Source organism: Porphyromonas sp. oral taxon 275, assembly GCF_018127745.1.
Classification (GTDB): Bacteria; Bacteroidota; Bacteroidia; order Bacteroidales; family Porphyromonadaceae; genus Porphyromonas.
In genome coordinates, this window is sequence record NZ_CP072333.1 from 1,371,281 (window position 1) to 1,389,786 (window position 18,506).

The following is an 18,506-nucleotide window of genomic DNA, read 5'->3' on the forward strand; positions in this document are numbered from 1 at the left end:
GCACGGCAAGCTCCTAGCACCAGCTCCACACGGGCTATCCCTCAGCCTGCCCACTGATATCCCTCACACCGCCGACTGCCGTCCCTCAGCGCCCTGACTGATATCCCTCAGCAGCCCTCCCCCTATACCAGCACCCCGCCGAGCCCGATACCGCCCCTCGATCACCTAAAGCTGGGGCGAGAGCTACGGTCGCCCCGATCATCTGAAGCAAGAATAGGAGCATATCCCTTGGTGGACTAGCAAGGGATAGGACAGACTAATTAGCTGGCCTTACTTGCGACCAGCCACAGCAAATAGGAGAAGCCCCAACGGGGCGCCCCTTTCAAAGCCCAGGGTGCGCAGCCCTGCAAGGGCGACCAAACCCTGGGTAGTCAGGGGCAATAAGGATAAAGCCCTACAGGGGCGATCCACAAGATGATCGTGGCGACGAAGAAGGACGACGACAGCAGCCATAAAGGGCAAGCCCCGCGTAGAGAGACTCCTCACTCGAGGAGCATCCCTAGCGGGGCTTACCCTTTCCTTAATACCTAGCTAAAAGGGAATAGCCAGCTAGCTCTCGTAGCCCTCGGCGAGCCTCAAGACATCGCCGAAGACGCCGCGCGCCGTGACCACAGCCCCCGCGCCCGCGCCCTGAATGACGATGGGCTGGCTGCCGTAGCTCTCAGTGTAGATCTCGAAGCAGCTATCCGCCCCGCGTACCCTCCCGAGGGGTGAGTCACGCCGTACACGCCTCAGGCCTGCCGAGAGGTGCGCCTCGCCACGCACGCCGTCCCAGACGATGTCGCCGACGTAGCGCAGCACTTCGTCTGGGCCGCAGGCGGCGCGCTCGGCCTGGATAGCCTGCTCCAGCTCCTCGAAGCGCTGCCAGAAGTCCTCTAGGCTCAGCTCCCCAAGGGCCTCGGGGACGGGATTGACCCAGTCGACATCCCCCAGCTCAGCCGCTACATCCAGCTCTCGGACGAGGATGAGCACCTTGCGTGCCACATCCTCCCCACTGAGGTCCTCACGCGGGTCGGGCTCGGTGAGCCCCAGGCGCGCCGACTCCTCGACAACCGCCCGCAGCGTGAGGCTGGGATCCTCCCCGAGGCGGTTGAAGATATAGCTGAGGCTCCCCGAAAAGAGCCCGTGGATACGGGTGATCTGCTCGCCCGCTAGGTGCAGCAGCTTGAGGTTGTCGATCAGCGGAAGGCCCGCACCGACATTCGTCTCGTAGCGATAGCTGCGGCGATGCAGCTGCAGGGTCTGTCGGAGATAGAGGTAGTCGGCGTAGGGGGCGATGTTGGAGCGCTTGTTGGAGGAGACGATATCGAAGCCGTAGCTAGCGAAGAAGGGGTAGAGGGAGGCGATATAGCTGGAGGCGGTGTTGTCCACGAGGATCATGTTCTCCAGCGCATGGCTCTGCCCGTAGTCTACGAGCTGCTCCTCCAGAAGGCCCTCCTGCTCTGCCTCCCGTAGGCGCTCCTCCCAGCCTAGGCCTATGCCCTCGGCATCGAGGAGCAGGTGGCGCGAGTCGGCGATAGCGAAGATCCTCAGGTCAATGTGCTTCTGCTCCCTGAGCTGCTCGCGCTGCTCGATGAGCTGCCCGATGAGCGCACCGCCGACGGTGCCGTGGCCGATGATCGCCAGGTGCACGCGCTTCGGGCGCTCGAAGAGCTCGCCGTGGATGACCTTGAGCGCCTTCGCCCGCTCCTGCTCCGTCACCACGAGGCAGAGGGTATTATCGGGCACCGTATTGCTCAGCAGGATGGGCAGCACCCTGTTGCGTACCAGTGCGCGGTAGGGGCGGTCGAACTCCAGGAGGTTCAGCCCGATGATCGCCACCACCGCCAGCCCCTTCTCGGCATAGATGCGCGTCGTGCGCCCCTCGATGAGGTCCTGGCGGAACTCCGTCTTCAGCGCCTCCACTGCACGATCCGCGTCCCCCTCTGCCACCACGATGGCCGTACCGCGCTCCGTAGAGCCCTGCGATACCAGCCCCGCACTGACATCGGCGTCACGCAGCGCGCCGAAGATACGCGCATCGACCCCCGAGTGTCCCAGCATATTGCGCCCCTCGAAGTGGATGAGGGCACGGTGCGACTGTGAGGCCAGGGCACGCACCACCTCACGGCGTGGCTGTGAGGTCACCAGCGTCCCTCCCGAGCCGCTGCCGTAGCAGAAGGTGCTGAGCACGCGCAGCGGGATATTCTTGGCCTCGAGCGGCTCTATGGTCTTGGTGTGGAGGATCTCGGCGCCGAACTGTGCCAGCTCGGCAGCATCGCCATAGGAGAGCTCGTCGATACGGCGCGCCTCGGGGACGAGCTCGGGATTGGCCGTATAGATGCCATCGACATGGGTATAGTTCTCCATCAGCGAGGCGTCGAGGAAGTTCGCCAGCAGGGCGGCGCTGTAGTTGCTGCCGTTGCGTCCCAGCGTCGTACGTAGCCCCGCAGCATCCCGTGCGATGAAGCCCGTGACGATGGGGATAGCCGCCTCGGGCAGGCGAGCGAAAAGCTCGACGCAGCGCCCACGGGAGCACTCTAGGTCGACCGCCGCAGCGCCGTACTGGCTATCCGTGACGAAGAAGTCCCCCGCATCGATCGCCCGAGTATCGTAGCCCTGCCGTCCCAGCAGGTGCGCCAGGTACTGCACCGAGAGCAGTTCGCCGTAGCTGACAAGCTCGTCCCGAAGGCGCGCACTGCACTCGCGGACAAGGGCGATCCCCGTCAGAAGCTGCGAGAGCCGCTGCCGCTCGGGGTAGAAGGCCAGCGCCGTGCCTGCCACCTGGTGCTCCCAGAAGCGCTCCAGCGAGGCGGCGAAGTCCTCCCCGCGTACAGCCTGATCAATCAGTGCCAGCAGCGCATCCGTACTGCCCCCGCGCGCCGAGACCACGACCACTGGCCGCTCTCCACGCTGGTAGCTGTCGATGATGATCTCTTGGACCCGTGCTATACCAGCACCATTATCTAGGGACTTACCCCCGAACTTCAATACCTTCATAAGCTAGCGAGCGAAATAAGGACGGAGCAAAGCGTTGAGCTGCTCGTACTCCATGAGGAAGGCGTCATGGCCGTGGATCGAGTGGATGACGTCGAGCGTCACCCCCGGACGCAGCGCAGCGAGCGTGCGGTAGGTCGCCTCGGCACGGTCATGCGTGAAGAGCAGATCGCTGTCGATCGAGACGATATGGATGTCCGAGGCGATACGCGCGAGCTCAGCCGCCTCCTGGCAGACACCGATGCTGTAGGTCAGGTAGGTCATCACCCCATAGGCGGAGAGGAGGAAGCGCTCCTTGAGGCGGTCGCCGTGATAGCGTAGCCAGCTCTCTACCCTGTAGCAGCGACCCTCCTCATCCAGCTGGCTGGTGAAGCGCGCATTGAGCGACTGCGGCGTGCGGTAGCAGGCCATAGCGTGGATACGTGCGTCCCTCAGCGGGTCGGAGGAGTTGGCCAGGATCTGCCGCTGGATGAGCGTCTGCGTCAGCAGCCAGTCCGAGGCCCGCCAGTCCGAGGCTATGGGGACGATGTGCTGCGCCAGCTCGGGACGCAGATAGGCCAGCTGCCAGGTCAGCGCCCCACCCATGGAGCCACCCACGATGGCATAGAGCTCAGCGATCCCAAGCGCCTCGAGGCCCTGCAAGATGAGGTGGGCGACATCGAGCAGCGTGAAGCGCTCGGGGTCCTCGCACAGCTCACCATCATAGCCATTGCCCGGGATGTTGAACGCCAGGATCGTGTACACCTCGGGGGAGATCGCCCCCTCGGGGCTGACGAGGCGATTCCACCAGCCCTGCTTCCCCGCTACGGACGAATTGCCCGTGAGGGCGTGGTTGACCAGCACGATGGGGGCTGTCCCCAGTGCTGGCCCAGCGAGCTCGTAGCTCAGGCGCAGCACGGGGTGCAGCTCTCCACGCTCGGAGCGGTAGTCCCTGATCTCTAGGTAGCTAAGCATGCGCTCCTGATGCCGCCAGTGCCTGCTTGATATCGGCCTTGAGGTCCTCTACATCCTCCAGCCCGATGGACAGGCGTACCAGCTCGGGGCTCACACCTGCGCTCTGCTGCTGCTCGGGGCTCAGCTGGCGGTGCGTCGTGCTGCTGGGGTGGATGATGAGCGACTTCGTGTCGCCGAGGTTGGCCACGATGCGGAAGATCTTCGTACTATCGACGAAGGCCTTGGCAGGCTCGTATCCGCCCTTGAGCCCGAAGGTGATGATGGCGCCGAAGCCCCCCTGGAGATAGCGGCTGCAGATCTCGTGGTAGCTATCCGTCTCCAGCCCAGGGTAGTGGATCCACTCCACCTCAGGCTGCTCCTGCAGCCAGCGGGCGATCTTGAGGGCGCTGGCCGAGACCTCGCGGATGCGCAGGGCGAGCGTCTCCAGCCCCTGCAGGACGAGGAAGCTATTGGTCGGGCTGATGCAGCCTCCGAGGTCGCGCAGCCCCTCAACACGAGCCCGCGCGATGAAGGCGGCAGGACCAAAGGCCTCACTGTAGACGAGCCCATGGTAGCCGGGGCTGGGCTCAGTGAAGTCGGGGAACTTACCATTCGTCCAGTCGAACTTCCCCGAGTCGATGACCGCACCGCCCATCGCGGTACCGTTGCCACAGAAGTACTTCGTCAGCGAATAGATGACGATATCCGCGCCGTGCTCGATGGGCTTGAAGAGGATAGGCGTCAGCGTGTTATCCACCACCAGCGGCAGGCCATGCGCGTGGGCGATGTCCGCCACGGCACGGATATCGACGAAGTCCAGCTTGGGGTTCCCCAGCGTCTCGGAGTAGACTAGCCTGGTCGTGGGCTGGATAGCCGCCTCGAAGGCCTTGGGGTCACTGGCATCGACGAAGGTCGTCGTGATCCCGAGGCGGGGAAGCGTGACACTCAGCAGATTGTAAGTCCCCCCATAGACGCTGGAGGAGGCGACAATATGATCCCCCGCACGCAGCAGCGTGAGGATGGTCGTGGCGATGGCACTCATCCCGCAGGCGGTAGCGATCGCCCCGACCCCGCCGTCGATGGCTGCTAGGCGCTGCTCCAGTACGTCGGTCGTGGGATTATTGAGGCGCGTGTAGAGGTAGCTGGCCTCGGCGAGGTCGAAGACCCGAGCCGCATGGTCGCAGCTCTCGAAAGTGAAGGCATTGCCCTGATAGATGGGTACGGAGGTAGCGCCAAGGTTTTGGGAGGGCTCAAACCCTGCGTGTAGGGCTTCTGTCGTAGCGTTCGTCGTCATTGTCGTCTGTGATTAGGAGGGGTGAATAAGCTAGGTCTATATAAGCAGACAGGCCGCTGCCACTCTGATGTGTGCAACGGCCTGTCGGTATATCTCTAGGAGGAGCAGTGCTAGGAGCGCTCGGGGTACACGACAGCCGATGCAGACATCATCTGCATCATCATCATCGTCATGTACATCGTAGCCTTCATCTTAGTTCTTGTCCTTCTTGTCTGCTATCTATACGGCAAAGGTAGTATAAAATTTGTAAAGAGCAAATCCGCACGCGCCGCCTCTCCGCCCCTAGCTCACTCTCCCCCAAGGCAAGCCCTCTCGCTCCACTCCTCATCCCCCTTCTCCCCTTCAAGCTACACCGCCTAGCCCAAGCCACTCCAAGCACGCCTACCCGCCGAGGGCCACGAGCGCTCACAGCCAAGGGCACACGCCTACAAGCAAGGAAGGCAAAGGTGCAAGCGGAAGGGAGAAGGGGACGCAAGATGAAGAAAAAGCAACGCAAGGTAAAGGGTACAAGAGCCGCAGTCCCGTCCCAGCTCCGCGAGGGCTATCCCTCAGCCTCCTGACTGATATCCCTCAAGCCTCCGACTGACGTCCCTCAGTACCCTGACGGATATCCCTCAGACACCCCTCCGCTATCCTCGCGTTCGCTCGCGGCTTACGCACCCCGCCGCTTTGCCTAGGGACTGATTAAGCGGGGCTCTAGCTCGCAGCACGCTGATAGTGCCCTTTTGCCAAGCTCACCGCCAACCCCGAACTCCCTTCCGAGCCTACACCGCAGCCGCTGTCTCACCCTAGAGCTTATACCGCTGCTTCAACTCCTTCGCGTACTGCTCTATGCCTGGATAGATGTATGAATCCGTTATCCCTAGATTCGCCAGCTCCTTGCGGATAGTCTCTTTCTTACCCTTTGGAATAATGAGCTTTCGCTTAATCCACTCGTTAGGTACCTCTAGATGCACCTCCTTACTGAGGGAAGCCCCTCCCCCTACTCCATCATTACCCTTAGCTTGCTTTAGCCCAAGACCGAATAGCAAGAATGCCCCCATCTGATTGATAATACGCTGATTCCCATTCCTCGGCTTCACCAAGAGGATCCTATTCAAGTCATCAACCTTAACCGAGGGAGAGAAGTAAGGCTTCTCCCCCCGAATCTGATAAATGAGTTCTCCAATACTAGCTTGCTCATTGAAGTCCTTCACAGAGGGTAAGGCAAGGCAGTCTTCAGTAATCTCACACTTCGCAAGATTGGCCAGCACAGAGACAGTATCGCTATCATAGTGCTTAACCTTGGTCTCAGGAACAGAAAATAGATAAACTGAACCATCCGCTGCTCTTTCCCTGGCAGCAGCCTGGACAAAGGGGGAGAGATGCTTAGCAATACTTCTTGCAGTATCACGATCTACTTCCCTCAGAATTAAGCTAAGGGCTATCCCAGCCTGTGTCTCATAGTTTTCCGAAGTAGCTGCCCCTGCGGTAACCCCAGCGAGTAATATTGGAAGAATCCTATCAATCTCCTCTTTATCCTTCAGAAAAGCAAGAGAACTCCTCAGCTTACCTAGGCTGTTCTCAGAATTCTCGCGCATCATCTGAGAGACAGCTATCCGTGCTTTATCCAAACTAGTTTGGTCGTCAGAAAGTGCTGATTGACATGCAAAATATAAAGCTATAAGAGGATTCATTGTCACATCTAGGAGTCGTGTAGGAAGTCCATAATGCTGCATATGGACTAGATGGTCCAGGGTGGACCTACATTCGGAGAAGCTCTGAGGTTCATGTGACACCATATTGCGAAAGATCAGATTCTCCTTATCCGCCCCATTAGACGTCCTCAAGAGCGAGGGAAGGAGCTTCCACTCTATATTCGCATGACCTCGATAGAAAGTTTCGGTACCTTCTTTAATATCAATCTGGGCAAGCTGATCAATAAACTCAGCAACTGAGTTCACTACGATCTCATTTTCCGCTGGAGCTACAACGGGAGAGCTACTATGAGCCTCAATATCTTGGTTCATGTGGGGGGGGATTAAGCGATTAAAGTTTTAGAAGACACTGGTACCTTATATAGCATAGGAATGGCAGTAAGCCCAAAAGCAAGAAAGGCGATAACTAGCAGCAGCTAATCATCGCCTCCTCGGATGGGTGAGAACATTGATATGACAGCAGAAGGTAGCACGCGCGCTAAAGGTCCAAAACCTAACACATCTATACGTACATACTACACTAACTATACTAAAGCCCATTTTCAGAACTCCAGAAAGGAGGTGTTCCAGCCGCACCTTCCGGTACGGCTACCTTGTTACGACTTAGCCCCAGTCACCTGTATTACCCTAGGCCGACCCTCGCGGTTACGGACTTTAGGTACTCCAGACTCCCATGGCTTGACGGGCGGTGTGTACAAGGCCCGGGAACGTATTCACCGCGCCATGGCTGATGCGCGATTACTAGCGAATCCAGCTTCACGGAGTCGAGTTGCAGACTCCGATCCGAACTGTGATGGGGTTTGGAGATTCGCATCCTGTCGCCAGGTAGCTGCCCTTTGTCCCCACCATTGTAACACGTGTGTCGCCCCGGATGTAAGGGCCGTGCTGATTTGACGTCATCCCCACCTTCCTCACGCCTTACGACGGCAGTCTCTACGGAGTTCCCAGCATCACCTGATGGCAACCGTAGACAGGGGTTGCGCTCGTTATGGCACTTAAGCCGACACCTCACGGCACGAGCTGACGACAACCATGCAGCACCTACATAGATGCCCCGAAGGGAAGCCGACTTTCACCGGCGGTCATCTACATTTCAATCCCGGGTAAGGTTCCTCGCGTATCATCGAATTAAACCACATGTTCCTCCGCTTGTGCGGGCCCCCGTCAATTCCTTTGAGTTTCACCGTTGCCGGCGTACTCCCCAGGTGGATAACTTAACGCTTTCGCTTAGGAGCATACTGTATATCGCATACGCCCAGTTATCATCGTTTACTGCGTGGACTACCAGGGTATCTAATCCTGTTTGATACCCACGCTTTCGTGCTTCAGCGTCAGTTGTACCTTAGTAAGCTGCCTTCGCAATCGGAGTTCTGCGTGATATCTATGCATTCCACCGCTACACCACGCATTCCGCCTACCTCATCTACACTCAAGCCCGCCAGTATCAATGGCAATTTAGGAGTTAAGCTCCTAGATTTCACCGCTGACTTAACAGGCCGCCTACGCACCCTTTAAACCCAATAAATCCGGATAACGCTCGCATCCTCCGTATTACCGCGGCTGCTGGCACGGAGTTAGCCGATGCTTATTCGTAGGGTACATTCACTGAGGCACACGTGCCCCTCTTTATTCCCCTACAAAAGAAGTTTACAATCCATAAGACAGTCATCCTTCACGCGACTTGGCTGGTTCAGGCTCTCGCCCATTGACCAATATTCCTCACTGCTGCCTCCCGTAGGAGTCTGGTCCGTGTCTCAGTACCAGTGTGGGGGTTCAACCTCTCAGTTCCCCTACCCATCGTCGCCTTGGTGAGCCGTTACCTCACCAACTAGCTAATGGGACGCATGCCTATCTCACAGCGAATTTCATTTCCTTACCAAAGGATGCCCTCCGATAAGTGTACGCGGTATTAGTCCGTCTTTCGACGGGTTATCCCCCTCTGTGAGGCAAGTTGCATACGCGTTACGCACCCGTGCGCCGGTCGCCATCAGTCTTAGCAAGCTAAGACCATGCTGCCCCTCGACTTGCATGTGTTAAGCCTATCGCTAGCGTTCATCCTGAGCCAGGATCAAACTCTTCATTGTCAATATTTTTATTGTACTTTATTTCTGTTTGTCTTGCTCCGAAGATGTTTCTTGCTTCAGATTCATTAGTGTTCTTACCTAAGTAAGGTTCGTATTGACGGTTAGGTCTTTTTGTTCCCTAAACGTTTGTTACTACACTTCTGTTTGTCAATATCAAATATCTCAAAGATCTCTCAAAGTCAGTCAGTAAGCGTCTCTCAGCTCAACTGCCCGTTTTTTTGATTGCGAGTGCAAAGATAAGAGCTTTTATCCAAACCACCAAATCAGCGCGGTGATCCTTTGCTCTGCGTCCTGCTGCGACTTAGTCGTCAGCTAGCCTCGCTATCGTATCTCATTTTCGTCGCGCCCCTCGCTCGGTTTGCGGTTGCAAAGATAGAGCTTTTCTTGAATACAATCCAAATCAAAAGAAAAAGTCGTACGCAAGTGAGCCTATATAAGGGAATTAGGGAAGGCGATTCAAGGCCAGGGAGCCGCTTCGACGGGACTCCCAGCACGGCGGATAGCTGGGAAGAAGGGCTGCTGAAAAGAATGGGAGCAGGGCTGCGAGGCAAGAAGAGCGAGCTACTTTATAGCTCGCGGGGCACCTATATATAAGGATGGACGAGCCGAGATCTAAGGCTCCCCTCCCCCACCGATATCAGTCAGCCGCCCCACTGACGCCCCTCAGAGCGCTGATGGACGTCCGTCAGCACGCTGATGGGTATCAGTCACGGAGAGCACAGATAAAGGCGAGGCAGGCTGCAAGCAGAGCGGAGCGCAGCCGACCTTCGACCCTAAGCCAAGCTAAGAGCCGCTGCGACAGGCACGGCGGGCGGCTTGGCACAATGCGTTTACGCCGATTATCGTATCTTTGATTTAATAGTAATCACACATTAGATATATAATAGACAGCCCCAGGCAGGGCCAGCGGTCGGACGGCGCCCCAAGGAAGCGCCCCGCCCTCCCCCACCCGAGGCCGAGCATTTAGATGAAAGATATCCTCCTACTCCTAAGGCGCTTCATAGCCCCCTTCTACAAGGGCTACCTGTCGCTAGCTGTAGTCTTCAACATACTGGGCGCCCTGCTCAACCTCCTGGCCTTCTCGCTGGTGATGCCCATCCTCAACATCCTCTTCCAGATCGAGGAGCGCGTGACGACCTTCATCCCCTGGTCGAGCATCGACCTCGGCCGCGCCGAGGACTGGGGCCGCCTCACGAAGGTAGCCTCGCACAACTTTGCCTACTTCGTCTCCTCGCTCATCGATCGCGAGGGCGCCTCCTATACCTTAATTATACTAGGGGTGTACTTGACGGTGATGACCTTCCTCAAGGTGGGGGCCACCTACCTCGGGATGTACTTCCTCGTGCCCATACGTACGGGCGTGGTGCGCGACCTTAGGAATCAGCTCAACAGCAAGATTCTCGCCCTGCCGCTGGGCTTCTTCAGCGAGGAGCGCAAGGGCGACGTACTGGCACGCATCACGGGGGACGTCGGCGAGGTGGAGAACTCGGTGATGAGCTCCCTCGACCTCCTGCTCAAGAATCCCATCCTCATCATCATCTACCTCGGCAGTATGCTCGTCCTGAGCTGGCGCCTCACGCTCTTCGTCTTCCTCGTCCTGCCGCTGGCGGGCTTCGTCATGGGGCGCGTGGGCAAGAGCCTCAAGCGCAATAGCCTCGAGGCACAGACGCTGTGGGGTGAGCTCATCAGCCAGGTCGAGGAGACCCTCGGGGGGCTACGTATCGTCAAGGCCTTCCGCGCCGAGCGCTACGTATCGGAGCGCTTCGAGGGGAGCAACGAGCGCTTCCGCCGTACCGTGATGGGCGTCATGCGCCGCCAGCAGCTGGCGCACCCGATGAGCGAGTTCCTCGGCACGATGACCATCGCTATCGTCCTCTGGTACGGGGGTACGCTGATCATCAACCATGAGAGCGGGATGAACGCCTCGGCCTTCATCTACTATCTGGTTATCTTCTACAGCCTCATCAACCCCCTCAAGGAGCTCAGCAAGGGCATCTACGACATCCGTCGCGGGATGGCCTCCATGCAGCGCATCGACAAGATCCTGCAGGCCGAGAGCAATATCCTAGAGCCCGCCGAGCCGAAGGAGCTGCACTTCGACCGCGAGATCAAGCTCGAGCAGGTCTCCTTCCGCTACGAGGACGAATGGGTACTGCGCGATGTCAACCTCACGATCAAGAAGGGCCAGACCGTCGCACTGGTGGGGCACTCGGGCTCGGGTAAGTCTACGCTAGTCGACCTCATCCCCCGCTTCTACGACGTCGTAGAGGGGCGCATCACCATCGACGGCACGGACATCCGTGAGGTCTCGCTGCACGAGCTGCGCGGGCTGATGGGCAATGTCAATCAGGAGCCTATCCTCTTCAACGCCTCGGTCTTCGACAACATCGCCTTCGGCGTGCGTGACGCTAGCCTTGAGGAGGTCAAGCGTGCCGCCGCGGTGGCGCACGCGGATGAGTTCGTTGACGAGCTCCCCGAGGGCTACGACACCAATATCGGCGACCGCGGGGGCAAGCTCTCGGGCGGCCAGCGTCAGCGCCTGAGCATCGCCCGCGCCGTGTACAAGAATCCGCCCATCCTCATCCTCGACGAGGCCACCTCGGCCCTCGACACCAAGAGCGAGCGCCTCGTGCAGAGCGCCCTCGACCGCCTGATGACGGGGCGCACGACCATCGTCATCGCCCACCGCCTCTCCACCATCATCCACGCCGACCTGATCTGCGTGGTCGATGCAGGGCGCATCGTAGAGCAGGGGACGCACGAGGAGCTCCTCAATCTCGGCGGGCACTATGCTCGCCTCCACGCCATCCAGGTACAGGGCTAGCCCCGCAGCTGGGCCCCGCCCCCTTCTCCTAAAGCAGACAGTCGCTATGAAGTACAACTATACGGACACCTTCCGCTCCACCCTCGAGCTCGCCACCGAGCAGGCCCTCCAGCTCGGCCGCAGCGAGATCACGCCCGAGCTGCTCCTCTGGGGCATCCTCAAGGAGGGTACGAGTACTGCCATCAACGTACTGAGCGAACTCGGGGTCTCCAGCGCCCAGCTGATGACGGCTCTTGAGACGCAGATCGCCGCCCGCCCCGAGGAGGCCAGCCGCGAGGAGGAGCCCATGGGCGAGGCCTCCATCTACAGCATCGAGGCGCACGAGGTGCTGGCGCGTGCTGCACGTATCTGCACCATCCTAGACAACTCAGCCATCAGCCCCCTGCACCTGCTGCTGAGTATCTACTACAGCGAGTCCTACACCTTCCTCAGCGACTACCTCAGCGAAGGGCAGATCCCCGAGGACTGGCAGCAGCGCCTCAGCGAGATCAAGCAGCGCCTTAGCCATACAGCAGAGTCAGCCCCCGCCCCCTCCGAGGCGCTGGAGCAGGCCGAGGCACCAGCCAGCGCACCCGCTGCCCTCGAGGAGCAGGCGGCCAATCCCCTCGAGGAACTCAAGCGCCTACTCTCCGACCCCGACCTCCCCATAGGCATCAGCAAGATCAGCATCATCTCCCCACGTAAGGGACGGAGCACCGACGCTCTAGGCAAGCGTCGCCCCGAGGTGCATGAGCTCCGCGGACGAGAGGCCCAAGACCTACTCAACCGCCTACTTGGTGCCAGCCCCATGGACGAGGAGGAGCCCACCAAGGACGCCCAAGCAGGCGAAGACGACACGCCCGAGAGCCCCGCGGAGCAGCGCCTCCGCCGTGAGCGCCGTCAGTCCGAGGCGCTGCAGCCCCTAGGCGAAGTCATCCGCCTCCTGAGCCCCTGCCTCAACGAATACCAGCTCCCCACTCCGCTACAGCGAGGGGAGGAGCTAGAGCAGCTCAAGCAGGCCTTGATACGCCAGCGACTACGCATCCCGCTGCTCGTAGGACCTGCCCATGTGGGGAAGACTTCGCTGCTGCTACGCCTGGCGCTAGACATCGAGCAGAGCTGCGTCCCGGAGGGCTTCCCCTACGAGGCCTGCGTGCTCCTAGACTTCGCGAAGCTGCAGGACAGCATCCTCGAGTACGGCAGCCACGAGCTCGCCCTGCAGCAGCTCGTCGGCCGTATGCGTCGCCACCCCGAGGTACTGCTGCTCATCGACGGGCTGGAGTACTTCGTCAGCCGCAGGGCGCAGGGCATCGAGCTCCTGACACCGCTGCTGCTCTACGCCCGAGAGCTGCGTATCCCCTTCGTCGCGACCACGAGCCCCGAGGGCTACCGACAGATCACCGAGAGCAATAGCATCGCCCGCAGCCTCCTGGAGCCCATCATGCTCGAGCCCCTACCCAAGGGAGAGGGGCGCCAGCGAATGATGCACCAGAGCCTGCACGAGCTGCGCAAGGCCTATCAGATCGACATCAAGATGGAGGAGCAGGAGCTGATCTACGCCCTCTGCGAGCGCTACCTGGGGCACCTTCCCCAGCCCCACGCCCTCATCGAGCTGCTGGAGCGTGCCGCCGCGATCACCCGCCTGAGAGTAGGCACGCTGCCCCGTAGCGGCGTGCGCTCCAAGCGCCGCCTCTACCCCGAGGACCTCTACAAGGCCGTGGCACAGCTGACGCAGCTCCCGCTGGAGCGCATCTCGACGAAGGGCGAGCTGGAGCAGCTGCGCCGCCTCCCCGAGCGGCTCAAGGCACAGGTACTGGGACAGGACGAGGCCGTCCTACGCATCGCCCACACGATACAGCGCGCACGCCTCGGTCTCAGCGACGAGCAGCGCCCCGCCTCCTTCTTCTTCCTGGGGCCGACGGGGGTGGGTAAGACCTATCTGGCGAAGACGCTCGCGCAGGAGCTCTTCGGCAGCGAGGACGCCATGGTACGTATAGATATGAGTGAGTTCGCCGAGGCCTTCGCTGTGACACGCCTCATCGGCGCACCTCCAGGCTATATCGGCTATGGCAAGGGAGGGGAGCTGACCGAGCCCGTACGCACCAAGCCCTACCGCATCATCCTGCTGGACGAGCTAGAGAAGGCGCACCCCGATGTGTACAACATCCTCCTGCAGCTGCTCGAGGACGGGCGCCTGACCGATACGGAGGGGCAAGTCGTGGACTTCCGCCACACGATCATCATCATGACGAGCAATATCGGTTCGCGCGAGGCCAAGGACTTCGCCCACGGACTGGGCTATACGCCTGAGGATAGCGGGAGGCGTAGTGAGGCCATCGTGCGCAAGGCGCTGGGGCGTCGCTTCAGCCCTGAGTTCATCGGCCGCGTCGATGAGTTCATCACCTTCGCTCCGCTGGATGATGCTACGCTCACCGAGATCCTCGCCCTCGAGCTGCAGCCGCTCATCGAGCGCGTCCGCACCCTCGGCTACGGCCTCAGCCTCACCTCCGAGGCCCGCCAGTGGCTCGCCCTACACGAGACCGACCGCGCCCAGGGGGCTCGACCGCTGCGCCGCCGCCTACGCCGCGAGGTAGAGGATCCTCTGATGGACCACATCCTAAGCGAGCAGCTGCAGGTGGGACAGAGCCTAATCATCAGCCTCCGTGACGGCGCCCTACACTATGAGATCACCCCAGGGATCGTAGACTAAGCCGCCATGCCCCACCCGACCATCACCGAGGAAGAGCTGCAGCGACAGCTCGCCGATCCCGCGACACGCCGCAGCGCCTTCGCCACCGTCGTACACCTCTACGCCAAGCAGATCTACTGGCAGATACGCCGCATGGTCTACATGCACGAGGACGCCGACGACCTGGTGCAGGACACCTTCATCAAGGCCTGGGAGGCCATCGGCGGCTTCAGAGGCGAGGCCAAGGTCTCGACCTGGCTCTACCGCATCGCCACCTATGAGGCACTGAACTTCATCAAGAAGCGGCGCAGCGAGGAGGAGCAGCGTGTCGACGCCGGCAGCGACGAGGAAGCCAGCTACCTGCTGGGACGGCTCGTGGCGGACGAATATTTCGACGCCGACGAGGCCGAGCTTCGCTTCCAGAAGGCCCTGCTTAGCCTTCCGCCCAAGCAGCAACTCGTCTTCCGCCTACGCTACTATGACGAGATGCCCTACGAGGAGATGGCTGCCCTCACGGGGACTAGCGAGGGCGCGCTCAAGACCTCCTATCACCTAGCGATGAAAAAGGTCACCGAGCAGCTCAAGAGCAGCGACTAAACCTTAGCCCTTTTGCCTTGTCTCAACTACGAGAGGCAGCATGCGCCTCCACCAGTGTCTATGAATAAGCAGCACGAACTACCCCAGGCGGAGGACAGCCGCCAGCACTACAGCGTCCCCGAGGACTACTTCTCCCAGCTGGAGGAGCGTATCCTCGCGCAGATCCCCGAGGAGGAGCCTGAGGCCGAGGAGCCCAAGCCGAGCCTCTGGATACGCCTCCGCCCCATCGTCTACCTAGCGGCGGTCTTCGTCTCACTCAATCTCCTGATCCGTGCTCTAGCGCCTCAGCAAGGGCAGCCGACGAGCTCGACGCTCGCCTCCGCAGAGCTCAACGACGAGGACTACCGTAGCTACTATAGTGAGTACGGTGCCCACGCCAGCTACCTCGAGGCTGTGGATGCCGTGTACAGCGAGGAGGCCAGCGATCAGACCCTCGAAGAATAGGACAAGCCTCGAAGCATAGGACAGAATGAAGACAAAGACCCACCGAACCGCCCTGCTGAGCCTCCTGGCCCTCACCCTCTGGCTTAGCCCCCTGGAGGCACAGCAGCCCAAGCGCCCCGCCAAGCCCAAGCACGAGTCACTGCACCAGCAGATACGCAGTGCCAAGCGCAAGTACCTCATCGAGGAGCTCAGCCTCACAGAGAAGGAGGCCAAGGACATCATGCCCATCCTCGACGAGCTCGACACCAAGCGCTATCAGCTCTGGCGCGAAGGAGCCCCCTTGGGCAAGCGTATCCGTCAGGGCGACAAGAGCCTCACCGATGCCGAGCTAGAGAAGCACCTCGACTACACGCTCAACGCTAGCGTGCAGGAGGCCGAGCTGGAGCGGACCTACTACAACAAGTGCCGTGGCCTGCTGCCGCTGCATAAGCTCGTGCGCCTTCCCTTTGCCTGCAAGGACTTTGCCCGCGACTTCTTCTCCAAGCACCGCAAGGGCCTCCCACCCCACGGCAAGGACGCCGCTCAGTCCAAGCCTAGCGCTGCTCATCCCAAGAAGTAGCGAGCTCCCCGCGCCAAGGCAGGCCGTCTGCCTTAGCCTCTTGGCAGTACTCACCGCTCCTCGCTCTAAGCAGCCTAGCACAAGGCTGCTCGCACTCCTCCTATCAGAAGGAGGGAGGCACGGAGCAGCGAGCGCCCTCCCCTCAATTAGGTAGGGAAGGGAGATTGTAGTACCTTTGCTAAGAAACTTACACCTCCCTCGTCCCAGCGTGGACACTTCGGGAGAGACAAAGACCCAACTCTCGTCGCCAATAGCGCTGCCGCAGCACGGCGTCCCACGGACACCAAGGAGCAGCAGAGCAGCCACAGGATGCCGACGAGCTCTTAAACGGTCGAAGCCCAATCCAGCATGCCTCATAGGAGGACACTGGATTGGGCTTCTTTAATTATCTAGCTAGGCTGTAGACAGCGCGGACGCTCCCTAGCAGTAGAGGTGACGCTCTACGAGCTCCATGAGGAACTGTGGGTCGGCCTGTGCCTTAGCACGCAGGTCAGCATCCTCGAAGGCCTCGAGCTGACGGATCACGCCGTCGATGGCTGCAGGGCTGAAGACGCCCATAGCCTCGTAGGCAGCACGATCCTGACGCAGGCGCTCAGCCGAAGCGACGCAGGAGGTAGGCAGGCTGTCGAGGTGCTCGACCGAGGAGGCGAACTCGTCCTTGTGGATGTTCACCGAGACATAGGTCTGCTTGGCCAGCTCGAGGGCATTAGGCAGCTCGAAGCCGCGGCGTACGGCCGTCGTGATCCCAGCCAGCAGCAGATAGGCGTTGGCCGAGCCGTCGGAGGCACGGAACTCGATCGTCTGCTTGTTCGTGTAGCGCTTCATCTGAGGCTGCTCCAGCGGATTGACCAGGCTCGACATATCGACCTTCGCGCTCCAGCCAAGCGGCACGCGCACCAGCGCCGAGCGGTTGCGGTCGCCCCAGCATACCGTCGTAGGCGCCTCCTGATGAGGCACGAGGCGGAGGTAGGAGGTGGGGTTCATGTTGCCGAAGGCCGTCAGCGATGCTGCCAGGCTCATCATCCCAGCTACAGCCTTGCGCGCAGTATCCGTCAGCTGCCCCTCGGCATCGACGTACTGGTTCACGCCCTGCTTGTCCACGATCTTGGTATGGATGTGCATGCCGCTACCTGCCTTGCCGACGATGATCTTGGGGGCGAAGGTGACCTTGAGGCCCATACGCCAGCCGAGCTCGAAGAGGATCCACTTACCGAGCTGGAGATGACGGGCTGCCTCCTCGACGGGGACGGGGAGGAACTCGATCTCGTTCTGCTCGTAGTTGTACTCCTCGGTGCTGAAGTTCCCTACCTCACCGTGGCCGTACTTGATCTGCCCGCCACACTGGGCGATGAGGCGCATGGCCTCGGTGCGGAAGGCGATCTGCTTGCTGAAGGGAGCCATCTCGTGGTAGCCACGCTGGTCTACAGCCTCGTAGCCCTCCTCCTTAGGACTGATCACATAGTACTCGAGCTCGCCCATAGCGTGGAACTCCAGCCCGCCCGTAACCTCACGGAAGGCCTGGGCAGCACGGCGCAGGATCTGGTCGGGTGCGATCGAGAGTGGCTGCCCATCCTTGTCCATATAGGCGCAGAAGAAGCTGATCGTGGGCTCATCCGCGAAGGGGTCGAGGAAGGCCGAGGAGAAGATAGGCACCACGTAGAGGTCAGAGGAGCCGGCCTCCATGAAGCCAGGGAAGAGGCTCGAGCCATCGACACGCTCGCCCGAGGAGAGTACCTCGTCGAGGTAGTCGACATCCTGGAGGACGAAGTTGAGCTCCTTGAGGCGGCCGTCGGCAGCGGTGTAGCGGAAGTTCAGCGCATGGATATCGTTCGAGACGATGTAGTGGATGAGGTCAGCCTTGGTGAATTCGGCGGGCTGCTTCCCTAGCGCGCGGGCTATAGGATTGAGGTTGTACTCCATAGCTTGATTGGTGTATAGTGTTAGGTATGCGATAGACTTGTCAGGGGATCGCCTTCATGCGCTCATCTAGGGCCTTGACAGCCTGGATGTGGGCGTAGAGCTGTGTCAAGAGATCAAAGACTGCATCCTCACTCAGCACCCCCTGAGGTAGCTCCTCGGGGTATTCACCGCGATTGCTCCGCTGGTAGTCCAGCTGCCACTGGGGCGAGCTGTAGTAGCGAATCAAGGCCTCCAGCTGGGGGGCTGCTGCCTCCATCTGCTCGAGTAGTAGCTCGGCGCGATTCCCTAGCTCGGTCCAGGCGTTGAGCGCGGCCTCCATCTGGATGAGCCGCTCAATTGACGCTGCGTCCATTGTTCTCTCCTTGGCTAAATCTCTAGCAAATATACGTATTTATCCTACACTTTGTCCTCGCTCAGCGAAGGCCGTGCGGACACTTTGCCACAGCCCGCCGTGAGGCGCCCTCGGTAGCCCCTGGTGAGGGCCTCCCCCTCAAATAATCCAGGCCCGAG

11 protein-coding genes and 1 rRNA gene are annotated in these 18,506 nt (G+C 60.3%); 5 read left to right on the forward strand and 7 right to left on the reverse strand.

The window, feature by feature from the left end; genetic code table 11:
• Window positions 1-549: 549 nt before the first annotated feature.
• The 5 genes from J4862_RS05500 to J4862_RS05520 form a co-directional block, all read right to left on the reverse strand.
• Entirely contained in the window at window positions 550-2,979 is a 2,430-nt protein-coding gene (locus tag J4862_RS05500; RefSeq protein WP_211788127.1) for an aspartate kinase, read from the reverse strand.
• 3 nt (window positions 2,980-2,982) lie between these two features.
• Window positions 2,983-3,930: an alpha/beta fold hydrolase gene (locus J4862_RS05505; protein ID WP_211788128.1), complete on the reverse strand. Its 948-nt coding sequence runs from the start codon at window positions 3,928-3,930 to the stop codon at window positions 2,983-2,985.
• The gene (locus tag J4862_RS05510; protein WP_211788129.1) at window positions 3,923-5,203 is read right to left on the reverse strand and encodes an O-acetylhomoserine aminocarboxypropyltransferase/cysteine synthase family protein; all 1,281 of its coding nucleotides are present in this window, start codon (window positions 5,201-5,203) and stop codon (window positions 3,923-3,925) included. The genes J4862_RS05505 and J4862_RS05510 overlap by 8 nt, the downstream gene beginning before the upstream one ends.
• A gap of 788 nt (window positions 5,204-5,991) precedes the next feature.
• Window positions 5,992-7,212: an FRG domain-containing protein gene (locus J4862_RS05515; RefSeq protein WP_211788130.1), complete on the reverse strand. Its 1,221-nt coding sequence runs from the start codon at window positions 7,210-7,212 to the stop codon at window positions 5,992-5,994.
• 242 nt (window positions 7,213-7,454) lie between these two features.
• Window positions 7,455-8,984 (reverse strand): 16S ribosomal RNA (locus J4862_RS05520).
• 967 nt (window positions 8,985-9,951) lie between these two features.
• Between J4862_RS05520 and J4862_RS05525 the strand changes: the two genes are divergently transcribed.
• Genes J4862_RS05525 through J4862_RS05545 form a run of 5 tightly spaced genes read left to right on the forward strand, consistent with a single transcriptional unit; the run spans window position 9,952 to window position 16,076 of the window.
• The gene (locus tag J4862_RS05525) at window positions 9,952-11,808 is read left to right on the forward strand and encodes an ABC transporter ATP-binding protein (protein ID WP_211788131.1); all 1,857 of its coding nucleotides are present in this window, start codon (window positions 9,952-9,954) and stop codon (window positions 11,806-11,808) included.
• Window positions 11,809-11,854: 46 nt separating this feature from the next.
• Window positions 11,855-14,497 (forward strand): AAA family ATPase, encoded by a 2,643-nt coding sequence (locus J4862_RS05530; protein ID WP_211788132.1) that lies wholly within the window; start codon window positions 11,855-11,857, stop codon window positions 14,495-14,497.
• Window positions 14,498-14,503: 6 nt separating this feature from the next.
• The gene (locus J4862_RS05535; protein ID WP_211788133.1) at window positions 14,504-15,073 is read left to right on the forward strand and encodes an RNA polymerase sigma factor; all 570 of its coding nucleotides are present in this window, start codon (window positions 14,504-14,506) and stop codon (window positions 15,071-15,073) included.
• 60 nt (window positions 15,074-15,133) lie between these two features.
• Window positions 15,134-15,517, forward strand: a complete 384-nt coding sequence (locus J4862_RS05540) for a hypothetical protein (RefSeq protein WP_211788134.1) — start codon at window positions 15,134-15,136, stop codon at window positions 15,515-15,517.
• Between the two features lie 25 nt (window positions 15,518-15,542).
• Window positions 15,543-16,076, forward strand: a complete 534-nt coding sequence (locus J4862_RS05545; protein WP_211788135.1) for a hypothetical protein — start codon at window positions 15,543-15,545, stop codon at window positions 16,074-16,076.
• Window positions 16,077-16,496: 420 nt separating this feature from the next.
• On the opposite strand, the gene J4862_RS05550 is transcribed toward J4862_RS05545, so the two are convergent.
• Window positions 16,497-17,996 (reverse strand): glutamine synthetase family protein, encoded by a 1,500-nt coding sequence (locus tag J4862_RS05550; RefSeq protein WP_211788136.1) that lies wholly within the window; start codon window positions 17,994-17,996, stop codon window positions 16,497-16,499.
• Between the two features lie 40 nt (window positions 17,997-18,036).
• The gene (locus tag J4862_RS05555; RefSeq protein WP_211788137.1) at window positions 18,037-18,348 is read right to left on the reverse strand and encodes a DUF4298 domain-containing protein; all 312 of its coding nucleotides are present in this window, start codon (window positions 18,346-18,348) and stop codon (window positions 18,037-18,039) included.
• Window positions 18,349-18,506 lie beyond the last annotated feature (158 nt).

What these genes read in the sequence shown, in the direction of transcription:
- J4862_RS05500 (WP_211788127.1), bottom strand. Translation starts at nt 2,979, where the DNA reads ATGAAGGTATTGAAGTTCGGGGGTAAGTCCCTAGATAATGGTGCTGGT.
- J4862_RS05505 (WP_211788128.1), bottom strand. Translation starts at nt 3,930, where the DNA reads ATGCTTAGCTACCTAGAGATCAGGGACTACCGCTCCGAGCGTGGAGAG.
- J4862_RS05510 (WP_211788129.1), bottom strand. Translation starts at nt 5,203, where the DNA reads ATGACGACGAACGCTACGACAGAAGCCCTACACGCAGGGTTTGAGCCC.
- J4862_RS05515 (WP_211788130.1), bottom strand. Translation starts at nt 7,212, where the DNA reads ATGAACCAAGATATTGAGGCTCATAGTAGCTCTCCCGTTGTAGCTCCA.
- J4862_RS05525 (WP_211788131.1), top strand. Translation starts at nt 9,952, where the DNA reads ATGAAAGATATCCTCCTACTCCTAAGGCGCTTCATAGCCCCCTTCTAC.
- J4862_RS05530 (WP_211788132.1), top strand. Translation starts at nt 11,855, where the DNA reads ATGAAGTACAACTATACGGACACCTTCCGCTCCACCCTCGAGCTCGCC.
- J4862_RS05535 (WP_211788133.1), top strand. Translation starts at nt 14,504, where the DNA reads ATGCCCCACCCGACCATCACCGAGGAAGAGCTGCAGCGACAGCTCGCC.
- J4862_RS05540 (WP_211788134.1), top strand. Translation starts at nt 15,134, where the DNA reads ATGAATAAGCAGCACGAACTACCCCAGGCGGAGGACAGCCGCCAGCAC.
- J4862_RS05545 (WP_211788135.1), top strand. Translation starts at nt 15,543, where the DNA reads ATGAAGACAAAGACCCACCGAACCGCCCTGCTGAGCCTCCTGGCCCTC.
- J4862_RS05550 (WP_211788136.1), bottom strand. Translation starts at nt 17,996, where the DNA reads ATGGAGTACAACCTCAATCCTATAGCCCGCGCGCTAGGGAAGCAGCCC.
- J4862_RS05555 (WP_211788137.1), bottom strand. Translation starts at nt 18,348, where the DNA reads ATGGACGCAGCGTCAATTGAGCGGCTCATCCAGATGGAGGCCGCGCTC.